This window comes from Streptomyces sp. KPB2, assembly GCF_003950055.1.
GTDB classification, from domain to species: Bacteria; Actinomycetota; Actinomycetes; order Streptomycetales; family Streptomycetaceae; genus Streptomyces; species Streptomyces salinarius.
In genome coordinates, this window is the sequence record NZ_CP034353.1 from 4333792 (window position 1) to 4345644 (window position 11853).

The window sequence follows — 11853 nt, forward strand, 5'->3', positions numbered from 1 at the left end:
TTTCGCGGCGCTTCTTGTGCGTTGCGCTGCGAGAAGAGACTGTACAGGAGGGTGGGCCCCCGGTCGAACTCACCCTCCGTGCAGACTCCGTCACCGCCCCGTCAGGGTACGAGCGCGTCGATCGCCTTCACGATCCGCTTGTCGGAGACGGGGTATGCCGTGCCCAGCGCGTGCGCGAAATAGCTGACCCGGAGCTCCTCGATCATCCAGCGGACCTCCAGCACCTGCTGCGGCACCGGCCGGCCCTGCGGCATCTGCTCCAGCAGCCACGCGTACTCGTCCCGCATCTCGTGGACCTTCTCCATGCGTGACGTGTCCCGCTGCGCGCCCGTCGGCATCTGCTGCAGCCGGCGGTCCGCCGCGACCAGGTAGCGCATCAGGTCCGGCAGCCGCTTGATCCCCGCCTCGGTGACGAAACCGGGCTTCACCAGCGCGTCCAGCTGCGTCCGCACGTCCTGGAGGTTCGCCAGCAGCGCCGGGCTGCGCACGGTCTTCAGGCGCCGCTCGCACGCCTGCCAGGCCGCCAGCACCTGCTGCACCTGGCCCACCGTACGGACGGTGGTGTCGACGATCTCCGCGCGGACCTTGTCGTAGAGCTTGCGGTACGACTCCTCGTCCCACGCCGGGCCGCCGAAGTCCGCGATCAGCTTGTCCGCCGCCGCCATGGCGCAGTCGTCGAACAGCGCCTGGATCGAACCGTGCGGGTTCGCGGACAGGCCCAGCTTCTGCTGGTTGGTCAGGTTCTCGGACGCGAACTTCGCCGGGTTGACCGGGATGTTGCGCAGGATGAGCCGGCGCGTGCCCTTCCACATCGCCTGCGCCTGCTCGGCCTCGGTGTCGAAGAGGCGGACGGAGACGGTGTTCGCCTGCGGCCCGTCGTCCACCAGGGCCGGGTACGCCTTCACCGGCTGGCCGGCCCGCCGGGTCTCGAAGACCCGGGTCAGCGTGCCGATCGTCCAGTCCGTGAGTCCGGAACGCTCCAGCGACTCCCCGCCGCTGCGCTGCGCCGTGGCCGCCGCGGCCTGCGAGAGCGCCTTGCGCGCCTTCGGGCGGAGCCGGAGCTTCAGCGCCTCCAGGTCCTTGTCCTCGGCCAGCTTGCGGCGGCGCTCGTCGACGATCCGGAACGTGATCTTCAAATGGTCGGGGACCTTCGCCCAGTCGAAGTCCTCCGCGTCGAACGGCACCCCCACCATGCGCTTCAACTCCCGCGCCATGGTCACCGTCAGCGGCTCCTGAAGGGGCACCGCACGGTCCAGGAACGCCTGGGCGTAGTTCGGCGCGGGCACGTAGTGGCGGCGGACCGGCTTGGGGAGGGAGCGGATCAGCTCCGTGACGACCTGCTCGCGCAGGCCCGGGATCTGCCAGTCGAAGCCCTCGTCCGTGACCTGGTTGAGCACCTGGAGCGGCACGTGGACGGTCACGCCGTCGGCGTCCGCGCCCGGCTCGAACTGGTAGGTCACCCGGAACTTCAGCGGGCCCTGCCGCCAGGAGTCCGGATAGTCGTCCTTGGTGACCGCCCCCGCCTTCTCGTTGATGAGCATCTCGCGCTCGAAGTCGAGGAAGTCGGGCTGCTCGTGCCGCTTGTGCTTCCACCACGAGTCGAAGTGCGCGCCGGAGACGACGTGTTCGGGCACCCGCTGGTCGTAGAAGTCGTACAGCGTCTCGTCGTCGACCAGGATGTCCCGGCGCCGGGCCCGGTGCTCCAGCTCCTCGACCTCGGTCAGGAGCCTGCGGTTGTCGGCGAAGAACTTGTGGTGCGTGCGCCAGTCGCCCTCCACCAGGGCGTTGCGGATGAACAGCTCGCGGCTGACCTCGGGGTCGATGCGTCCGTAGTTCACCTTGCGCTGCGCCACGATCGGCACGCCGTACAGCGTGACCTTCTCGTACGCCATCACGGCCGCCTGGTCCTTCTCCCAGTGCGGTTCGCTGTAGGTGCGCTTGAGGAGGTGCCCGGCGAGCGGCTCCACCCACTCGGGCTCGATCTTCGCGTTGACGCGGGCCCAGAGGCGGGAGGTCTCCACCAGCTCCGCCGACATGACGAAGCGCGGGGGCTTCTTGAAGAGCGCCGAGCCCGGGAAGATCGCGAACTTGGCGTTCCGGGCGCCCAGGTACTCGTTCTTCCCGCCTTCCTTCACGTCCTTCATGCCGACGTGGGAGAGGAGGCCGGCCAGCAGCGACACGTGCACCCGGTCGTCGGGCGCGGCGTCGTCGGCGTCGTTGAGGTGGATGCCCATCTGCTTGGCGACCGTGCGCAGCTGGGTGTAGATGTCCTGCCACTCGCGGATGCGCAGGAAGTTGAGGTACTCCTGCTTGCACATCCGGCGGAAGGACGACGAGCCGCGCTCCTTCTGCTGCTCGCGCACGTAGCGCCAGAGGTTCAGGAAGGCGAGGAAGTCGCTGGTCTCGTCCTTGAAGCGGGCGTGCTGCTGGTCGGCCTGCGCCTGCTTCTCCGCCGGGCGCTCGCGCGGGTCCTGGATGGACAGGGCGGCGGCTATGACCATGACCTCGCGGACACAGCCGTTCTTGTCCGCCTCCAGCACCATCCGGGCGAGCCGCGGGTCGACGGGCAGCTGGGCGAGCTTGCGGCCGGTGTCGGTCAGGCGCTTGCGTACGTCCTTCTGCGCCGGGTCGAGCGCGCCCAGCTCCTGGAGGAGCTGCACACCGTCGCGGATGTTGCGGTGGTCCGGGGGATCGATGAACGGGAACTTCTCGATGTCACCGAGGCCGGCCGCGGTCATCTGCAGGATGACGGAGGCGAGGTTGGTCCGCAGGATCTCCGCGTCCGTGAACTCCGGGCGGGCGTTGAAGTCGTCCTCGGAGTACAGGCGGATGCAGATGCCGTCGGACGTACGGCCGCAGCGGCCCTTGCGCTGGTTGGCGCTGGCCTGCGAGACCGGCTCGATCGGCAGCCGCTGGACCTTGGTGCGGTGGCTGTAGCGGGAGATGCGGGCGAAGCCGGGGTCGATGACGTACTTGATGCCCGGGACGGTGAGGGAGGTCTCGGCGACGTTGGTCGCTAGGACGATCCGGCGCCCGGTGTGCTGCTGGAAGACCCGGTGCTGCTCGGCGTGCGAGAGCCGCGCGTACAGCGGCAGGATCTCGGTGAATCTGTACTTCTTCTTCTCCAGCGCGTCCGCCGTGTCCCGGATCTCCCGCTCGCCGGAGAGGAAGACGAGGATGTCGCCCTTGCCCTCGCCCATCAGCTCCTCGACGGCGTCGGTGATCGCCGTGATCTGGTCGCGGTCGGCGTCGTCGCCGTCCTCCTCGAGCAGGGGCCGGTAACGGACCTCCACCGGGTAGGTGCGCCCGCTGACCTCGATGATCGGGGCGTCGCCGAAGTGCCGGGAGAAGCGCTCGGGGTCGATGGTCGCCGAGGTGATGACGACCTTGAGGTCCGGACGCTTCGGCAGCAGCTGGGCGAGGTAGCCCAGCAGGAAGTCGATGTTGAGGGATCGCTCGTGGGCCTCGTCGATGATGATGGTGTCGTAGGCGCGCAGCTCGCGGTCGGTCTGGATCTCGGCGAGCAGGATGCCGTCCGTCATCAGCTTGATGAAGGTGGACTGCGGATTCACCTGGTCGGTGAAGCGGACCTTCCAGCCGACGGTCTCCCCGAGCGGGGTGTCCAGCTCGTCCGCGACCCGCTCGGCGACGGTGCGCGCGGCGATCCGGCGGGGCTGGGTGTGCCCGATCATGCCGCGGACACCACGGCCCAGCTCCACGCAGATCTTCGGGATCTGCGTGGTCTTGCCGGATCCGGTCTCACCGGCGACGATCACGACCTGGTGATCACGGATGGCCGCCGCGATCTCGTCCTTCTTCTGGCTGACCGGGAGCTGTTCGGGGTAGCTGACGGCCGGCACCCGCGCCCGGCGCTCACCGATGCGCTGCTCGGCCTTGGCCACCTCCGTCTCGATCTCGGCGAGAACGGCGGCGCGGGCCTCCGGCTTACGGATCTTCCGCGCACCCTCCAGCCTGCGGCCGAGCCGGTGCGCGTCGCGCAGCGACAGCTCGGTCAGCCGGGGGGCGAGGGTGCCGAGGGCGGGGGCAGGGTGCGTAGACATACGGATTCCAGGATCTCATCCTCGGGAAAAACCTGGCGAACGCTTTTGCCGCGGCGTCCGCCCAGGCAACGCCAGCAACTACAACAAGGCCCCGATCCGAAGATCGGGGCCTTTGCTGTGGCTGGGGCCGGGGTCGAACCGGCGACCTATCGCTTTTCAGGCGATCGCTCGTACCAACTGAGCTACCCAGCCGAGAGGTTTCACGTGAAACCTCAGCGGTCCTGACGGGATTTGAACCCGCGGCCTCCACCTTGACAGGGTGGCGAGCACTCCAAACTGCTCCACAGGACCAAGCTTCGTACGACAGTGTCGCACATGTACTGCGTGCCCCCAACGGGATTCGAACCCGTGCTACCGCCTTGAAAGGGCGGCGTCCTAGGCCGCTAGACGATGAGGGCTATCGGCCCGCCTGGGCGCTTCGCAGCGCGTCGGGGACGTGAGAAGCATATGGGATGGCGGGAGGTATCGCCAAAACGGTTTACGGAGTGCTGGGGGCGGGGCTGCCCGGGGCGGAGGGAGAGGCACCGGTGGCGGAGGGGGAGGCACCGGTGCCGGACGGGGACGGGCTGGTGGGAGAGGGCGACGGGGTGGCGCCAGGCTGGTTCTCCTTCGGCAGGTGGCGGCTGACCTCGGCCGTCGTCAGGCCCAGGCCGCCCAGCTCGATCTCGTCCCACGCCTGGAGGCGCCGGGAGTCCCGGTCGAAGTAGAGGATCGACGCCTGGATGGGGTCGGGATACTTCCCCTCGACCGCGCGCAGGCCGCTGCCGCCGGTGGAGCCCTCGACACGCAGCCGGGTGCCGTACTTCATGACCTCCATGTCCTCGTGGTGGAGGTGCCCGGCGAGCACCAGCGGCACGTCGCCGTCGACCTCGCGGGCGGCCGACGGTTCGTGGGCGACGGCGATGTCCACGGGGGTGCCGGCCGCGCGCTGGTCGCGCAGCGCGGAGGCGAGGCGGGCCCCGGCCAGCTCCTGGGAGGCCTCGGCGCCGTCCGCCTTGGAGCGGTCGGGGGTGTACTGCGGGTCGCCCATCCCGGCGAAGCGCAGGCCGGCGACGGTCCGGGCGTGGCCGTCGTCCAGGACGTGCACGTTCTTCAGGTGCTTCAGGTACTCCTGGGTGCCGCGGGAGTCGTGGTTGCCGCGGACCCAGACGTAGGGGGCGCCGAGGTCCTCGACGGGGTCCAGGAAGCCGTTCTCGGCGGCGGTGCCGTGGTCCATCGTGTCGCCGGAGTCGACGATCACGTTCACCTTGTACTGCTCCACCAGCGAGGCGATGATCTTCCAGCTCGCCGGGTTCAGGTGGATGTCCGACACGTGCAGGACGCGGATCGTGGTCGGGTCGGGCTGGTAGGCGGGGAGCGTCGAGGTGACGTCGTAGAGCTTGGTCACGTTGGTCACCAGCCGGGCCAGCTCCTTCTGGTAGACGTCGAACTCGGTCACGATGCTGCGCGCGTTGCCGACCAGCGAGGGCGCCGAGGAGAGCAGGCCGGAGAACTTGGGCTCCAGGACGGAGTCGGGGTTCCAGGTCGCGTACGCGGTGCCGCCGGAGGCGACCAGGAGGGTGAGCGCGAGTCCGCCGGAGGCGAGCGCGCGCCGGGGGCGGCGGTAGACGGCGAGGCCGAGGGCGGTGGCGCCGGTGACGACGGCGACGCAGGAGCGGACGGCGAGGTCGAGGGTGCCGTGCTCGACGTCCCGGGCGACCTCGTCCTGGAGGCCGGAGAGGCGTTCGGGGTGGTCGACGAGGGCCTGGGCGCGGGCGGGGTCGAGCTGGTCGACGTTGACGTCGAGGCGGACCGGGGCGACGTGGCTGTCGAGCTGGAGGGCGCCCAGCGGTGAGACGTTGATCTTCGTGCCGCCGGTGAGGGAGGGCCGCAGCGTCATCGTCGTGTCCATGGGGCCGACCGGGACCCGGACGTTGCCGACGACCAGCAGTCCGAGCCAGGCGCCGAGCAGGACGACGGCGACGAGGCCGGCGGCGCGGGTCCAGGGGTGGGGGCGGGCGGCGAGTTCCGGGGTCGCGGACGTACGGCGACCGCGGCGGGCGTGGCGGTCGCGCCGGTCGCGGAGGCGGCGGGTGAGGGCGCGCGGGGCGTTGCGGATGGGGTTCATCACCTCGGCCAGGACGTGCGGGGCTGCGGCGGGGACGCGGGCCATTGGTCCCGTATGCCCGTGGCCCGGGGCGGATATGCGGGTCGTACTCCACGGTCGTACCCGACAATGGGCCTGTGCTGGAGATGACGCGCGAGGAGTTCGAGGAACTGGTCGCCGAGGCCCTGGACCGGATCCCGCCGGAGCTGACGCGGCTGATGGACAACGTCGCGGTGTTCGTCGAGGACGAACCGCCCGCGGACGATCCCGAGCTGCTCGGCCTGTACGAGGGGACGCCGCTGACCGAACGGGGGGAGTGGTACGCGGGGGTGCTGCCGGACCGGATCACCATCTACCGGGGGCCGACCCTGCGGTACTGCGAGACGCGTGAAGACGTCGTCGCCGAGACCGAGGTGACGGTCGTTCACGAGATCGCCCACCACTTCGGGATCGACGACGCGCGGCTGCACTCCCTCGGCTACGGGTGACGCGGGTCGGACGCGAGAGGCGTGCCCCGGGTACGGGTGACGCGCTCGGGTCAAGTCCGCCTCGCCGGGCGCGTGTCCTCTTGTGGGTGAAGGGAGTTGGGCACGGCGACTCCTTGACCCCCGGAGGTGGCCGCCCGTGCGCCCCTTGTACGTACCCGTCCGTCTGGCCGCCACCGCCCTGGCCGTCGCCGCTGCCGCCGGCTGCATGAGCGTCGGCGACGACGCACCCGGCGGGGGCGGCAAGCCGTCGCACTCCGCCGGGGAGCGGGGCGGCGAGGTGCCGGACGGCGGCCCCGCGGTCTCCGGCGGGAACGCCGGGTACGGAGCGGCGGCCGCCGACGGGAAGCACGGCAAGGGGAAGAAGGGCAAGGACAAGGGCGGGGACGAGGCCGAGCGCGACGGCAAGGGGAAGGACGGCGAGGAGGACGCCGGGAAGGGCGCGTCCGCCTCGGCGCCCCCGGCCGCCCGCCCGACCGGGGACCGGCCGCCGGGCGGCGGGGACCACGACCCCGAGCCCACCCGGACGCCCCCGGCGGAGCCCACCCGGCCGGCCGAGCCGGAGCCGACGCCCCCCGAGGAGCCGCCCGCCTCCCCGACGCCGGAGCCGACGGTGGCCGAGCCGTCCTCGTCGGCGCACGAGCCGCCGGGGACCCAGCTCGAGCAGCGGGAGCCGGCGCCGGCGGCCGGGACACCGGCCTAGGTCCCGGGGCAGCCCGCTGAGCTGGGGATGTGCTGCCGGGCGGACCGCGGATGTGCTGCCGGTTTGCCTTCGGGGGTGGGAGGTGCGTATGGTGGTAGATCGTTTGATCCCATTTGCCCGGCGCCACCGCAGAGCGCGCCGTGTGGCGCGTACTCTCCCCTTGCCGTGGTGGACCGCATCGAGGCGGTCGTATTGCGAATCGCGATTCACGGAGTTGACGGGCGCGTGCCGACGAGAGACTCCGGAAGGTTTCGCATTCGCATGTCCATGACCAGTACTGACCACGTCGTCGTGCCCGGAAACGCCGAAGGCGTTCAGGGCGAGCCGGAGGCCGTCGAGGCCGTTGCCGCCGCCGCGGCCACGGAGGCCCCCGAGGCTGCCGAGCCGACGTTCGCCGACCTCGGTCTGCCCGAGGGCGTCGTGCGCAAGCTCGCGCAGAACGGCGTGACCACCCCCTTCCCGATCCAGGCCGCGACCATCCCGGACGCCCTGGCCGGCAAGGACATCCTCGGCCGGGGCCGCACCGGCTCCGGCAAGACCCTCTCCTTCGGTCTGCCGACCCTGGCCACGCTGGCCGGCGGCCGCACCGAGAAGCACAAGCCCCGCGCCGTCATCCTCACCCCGACCCGCGAGCTGGCCATGCAGGTCGCCGACGCGCTCCAGCCGTACGGCGACGTCGTGGGCCTGCGGATGAAGGTCGTCTGCGGCGGCACCTCGATGGGCAACCAGATCTACGCCCTGGAGAAGGGTGTCGACATCCTGGTCGCCACCCCGGGCCGGCTGCGCGACATCATCAACCGCGGCGCCTGCTCCCTGGAGAACGTGGAGATCGCGGTCCTCGACGAGGCCGACCAGATGTCCGACCTGGGCTTCCTGCCCGAGGTCACCGAGCTGCTCGACCAGGTCCCGGCCGGCGGTCAGCGGATGCTGTTCTCCGCCACCATGGAGAACGAGATCAAGACCCTCGTCGACCGGTACCTGAAGGACCCGGTCCACCACGAGGTCGACGCGGCCCAGGGCGCGGTGACGACCATGTCGCACCACATCCTGGTCGTGAAGCCCAAGGACAAGGCTCCGGTCACCGCGGCCATCGCCTCCCGCAAGGGCCGCACCATCATCTTCGTCCGCACCCAGCTCGGCGCCGACCGCGTCGCCGAGCAGCTGCGCGACGCCGGTGCCAAGGCGGACGCGCTGCACGGCGGCATGACCCAGGGCGCGCGCACCCGCACGCTGGCCGACTTCAAGGACGGCTACGTCAACGTCCTGGTCGCCACCGACGTCGCCGCCCGCGGCATCCACGTCGACGGCATCGACCTGGTCCTGAACGTGGACCCGGCCGGCGACCACAAGGACTACCTGCACCGCGCCGGCCGTACGGCCCGCGCCGGCCGCACCGGCACCGTCGTCTCCCTCTCCCTGCCGCACCAGCGCCGCCAGATCTTCCGGCTGATGGAGGACGCGGGCGTCGACGCCACGCGCCACATCATCCAGGGCGGTGCCGCCTTCGACCCCGAGGTCGCCGAGATCACCGGCGCCCGGTCGATGACCGAGGTCCAGGCCGAGTCGGCGGGCAACGCGGCGCAGCAGGCCGAGCGCGAGGTCACCCAGCTCACCAAGGAGCTGGAGCGGGCCCAGCGCCGCGCCACCGAGCTGCGCGAGGAGGCGGACCGCCTGGTCGCCAGGGTCGCGCGGGAGCGCGGCGAGGACCCGGAGACGGTCCTGGCCGAGGTGGCCGCCGCCGCGTCCGAGGCCGAGGTCTCGCTGCCCGAGCAGCCCGGCGCCCGGGACGTGGAGAAGACGGAGCGCGGCGGCAACGACCGCGAGCGCTCGTACGAGCGTCGCGATCACCGGCGCGACGACCGCGGTGACCGTGGCGGGCGCTCCTTCGAGCGTCGTGACGACCGGGGTGGCCGTTCGTTCGACCGCCGCGACGACCGCGGTGACCGCGGTGGGCGTTCCTTCGACCGTCGTGACGACCGTGGTGACCGCGGTGGTTTCCGTCGCGACGACCGTCGTGACGACCGTGGTGGCCGTTCGTTCGACCGGCGTGACGACCGTGGTGACCGTGGTGGTTTCCGTCGCGACGACCGTCGTGACGACCGTGGTGGGCGTTCGTTCGACCGTCGTGACGACCGTGGTGACCGCGGTGGTTTCCGCCGTGACGACCGTCGTGACGACCGGGGCGGCCGTTCGTTCGACCGCCGCGACGACCGTGGTGACCGTGGTGGGCGTTCCTTCGACCGGCGTGACGACCGCGGTGAGCGCGGTGGCTTCCGTCGTGACGACCGCGGTGGCCGCTCGTTCGACCGCCGCGACGACCGCGGCGGGCACCGTGGCAGCGACCGTCCGTTCAACCGCGACCGCCAGGGCGACCGTCCCGGCTTCCGCTCCGGCGGCCACGACCGTCCCTACGGCCGCCGCGACGACCACCGCGGTGACCACCGTGGTTCGTCCTTCGGCCGCCGTGACGACAAGCCGCGCTGGAAGCGCAACGGCTGACGCCTGAACACCGAGAAGCGCCGTGGCCTCCGCCCCACCGGGTGGAGGCCACGGCGCTTCGCGTTGCGGTCCCGTTCCGGCCACGAAGTCCACGGAGTGACGCATGTCACGCTCGACGCAAGGGAATTGCTGGGGGCATGACAGATGACGCCAAGGCGAGTGGGCTGTCGGACGAGGAACGGCTGGCCCAGCTCGGCTACACCCAGGTTCTGGCCCGCCGCATGTCGGCGTTCTCCAACTACGCGGTCTCCTTCACGATCATCTCGGTCCTGTCGGGCTGCCTGACCCTCTACCTCTTCGGCATGAACACCGGCGGCCCGGCCGTCATCACCTGGGGCTGGGTCGCCGTCGGCCTGATGACCCTCTTCGTCGGCCTGGCGATGGCCGAGATCTGCTCGGCGTACCCGACCTCGGCGGGCCTGTACTTCTGGGCGCACCGCCTGGCGCCCCCGCGCACGGCGGCGGCCTGGGCGTGGTTCACGGGCTGGTTCAACGTGCTGGGCCAAGTCGCGGTCACCGCCGGCATCGACTTCGGCGCCGCGTCCTTCCTCGGCGCCTACCTGAACCTGCAGTTCGACTTCGAGGTGACGCCGGGCCGCACGATCCTGCTCTTCGCCGCGATCCTGATCCTGCACGGCCTGCTCAACACCTTCGGCGTCCGCATCGTCGGCCTGCTGAACAGCGTGAGCGTGTGGTGGCACGTCCTGGGCGTCGCGGTCATCGTCGGCGCGCTGACCTTCGCGCCGGACCACCACCAGTCGGCGTCCTTCGTCTTCGGCGAGTTCGTGAACAACACGGGCTGGGGCAGCGGGGTGTACGTCGTCCTCATCGGCCTCCTGATGGCCCAGTACACCTTCACCGGCTACGACGCCTCCGCCCACATGACCGAGGAGACCCACGACGCGTCCACGGCCGGACCGAAGGGCATCGTCCGCTCCATCTGGACCTCCTGGATCGCCGGTTTCGTTCTCCTGCTCGGCTTCACCTTCGCCATCCAGTCCTACGAGGGCGCCCTGACGTCCCCGACGGGCGCGCCGCCCGCGCAGATCCTCCTCGACGCCCTGGGCGCGACGGCGGGCAAGCTCCTGCTCCTCGTGGTCATCGGGGCGCAGCTGTTCTGCGGGATGGCGTCGGTGACGGCCAACAGCCGCATGATCTACGCCTTCTCCCGGGACGGCGCGCTCCCCTACTCCCACGTCTGGCACTCGGTGAACCCGCGCACCCGCACGCCCGTCGCGGCGGTCTGGCTGGCGGCCCTGGCCGCGCTGGTCCTGGGCCTCCCGTACCTCATCAACGTCACCGCGTACGCCGCCGTGACCTCCATCGCGGTCATCGGCCTCTACATCGCGTACGTCATCCCGACGCTCCTGCGGGTCCGCAAGGGCGCCGCCTTCGAACGCGGGCCCTGGCACCTGGGCCGCTGGTCGCAGGTGATCGGCGTGGTCGCGGTGACGTGGGTCGGCGTCATCACGGTCCTGTTCACGCTGCCCCAGGTGTCCCCGGTCACCTGGGAGACCTTCAACTACGCGCCGATCGCCGTCCTGGTCGTCCTGGGATTCGCCGCCACCTGGTGGCTGGCCTCGGCCCGGCACTGGTTCCTCAACCCCGAGCACGAGCGCACCCGAGCCCGCGCCGCCGCCCACGCGAACGCCCCCGAGCCGGTGGACCCGTAGCCCCGGCTCACCGGCCCTCCGACGCGGCCGGGACCCCGATACCCGATCGGCCTCCCGGCCGCGGCGGGCTATGCTCGGTGTGGCAACATCACGCAGCACCGCGCGACACACCGCCTGGGCCCTTAGCTCAATTGGCAGAGCAGTGGACTTTTAATCCATTGGTTGTGGGTTCGAGTCCCACAGGGCCTACCGCGTCGGACCCCGGTTCAGAGCACGAGCGAACCGGGGTCCCGCCGGTTCGGCTCCCGGCACCGCGGCGCCGGCGCCGGTGCGGAGGCAGGCGGGCAAAACGGTGTGCGTCGGCGGGCAGGGGTCGGGTAGCTTGCGGGGCATGTCGAGCCCCGAA

General features: G+C 71.0%; 6 protein-coding genes and 4 tRNA genes. 5 read left to right on the plus strand and 5 right to left on the minus strand.

Annotated elements, in window-relative coordinates; genetic code table 11:
• Window positions 1-101: 101 nt before the first annotated feature.
• The 5 genes from hrpA to D1J63_RS19380 all read right to left on the minus strand — a co-directional run bounded on the left by hrpA (window position 102) and on the right by D1J63_RS19380 (window position 6213).
• Window positions 102-4061, minus strand: coding sequence for an ATP-dependent RNA helicase HrpA (hrpA, locus tag D1J63_RS19360; protein ID WP_125630288.1), 3960 nt, complete (start codon window positions 4059-4061; stop codon window positions 102-104).
• 118 nt (window positions 4062-4179) lie between these two features.
• Window positions 4180-4253 (minus strand) — tRNA-Phe (locus D1J63_RS19365).
• 24 nt (window positions 4254-4277) lie between these two features.
• A tRNA-Asp gene (locus tag D1J63_RS19370) sits at window positions 4278-4352 on the minus strand.
• Between the two features lie 34 nt (window positions 4353-4386).
• Window positions 4387-4459, minus strand: a tRNA-Glu gene (locus D1J63_RS19375).
• Between the two features lie 80 nt (window positions 4460-4539).
• Window positions 4540-6213 (minus strand): metallophosphoesterase, encoded by a 1674-nt coding sequence (locus D1J63_RS19380; protein ID WP_164712889.1) that lies wholly within the window; start codon window positions 6211-6213, stop codon window positions 4540-4542.
• Between the two features lie 71 nt (window positions 6214-6284).
• Here D1J63_RS19380 and D1J63_RS19385 point away from each other — a divergent pair, with 71 nt between their 5' ends.
• From D1J63_RS19385 to D1J63_RS19405, 5 genes are all read left to right on the plus strand, one after another.
• A complete protein-coding gene (locus D1J63_RS19385) occupies window positions 6285-6635 on the plus strand; it encodes a metallopeptidase family protein (RefSeq protein WP_030404836.1) in 351 nt (116 codons plus the stop codon).
• A 136-nt stretch (window positions 6636-6771) separates the two neighbouring features.
• Window positions 6772-7335 (plus strand): hypothetical protein, encoded by a 564-nt coding sequence (locus tag D1J63_RS19390; RefSeq protein WP_125630290.1) that lies wholly within the window; start codon window positions 6772-6774, stop codon window positions 7333-7335.
• Between the two features lie 261 nt (window positions 7336-7596).
• On the plus strand, window positions 7597-9834 hold the full coding sequence (locus D1J63_RS19395; RefSeq protein ID WP_164712890.1) for a DEAD/DEAH box helicase: 2238 nt from the start codon (window positions 7597-7599) through the stop codon (window positions 9832-9834).
• A 137-nt stretch (window positions 9835-9971) separates the two neighbouring features.
• The gene (locus D1J63_RS19400; protein WP_125630292.1) at window positions 9972-11507 is read left to right on the plus strand and encodes an amino acid permease; all 1536 of its coding nucleotides are present in this window, start codon (window positions 9972-9974) and stop codon (window positions 11505-11507) included.
• A 116-nt stretch (window positions 11508-11623) separates the two neighbouring features.
• Window positions 11624-11696, plus strand: a tRNA-Lys gene (locus D1J63_RS19405).
• Window positions 11697-11853: the final 157 nt, after the last annotated feature.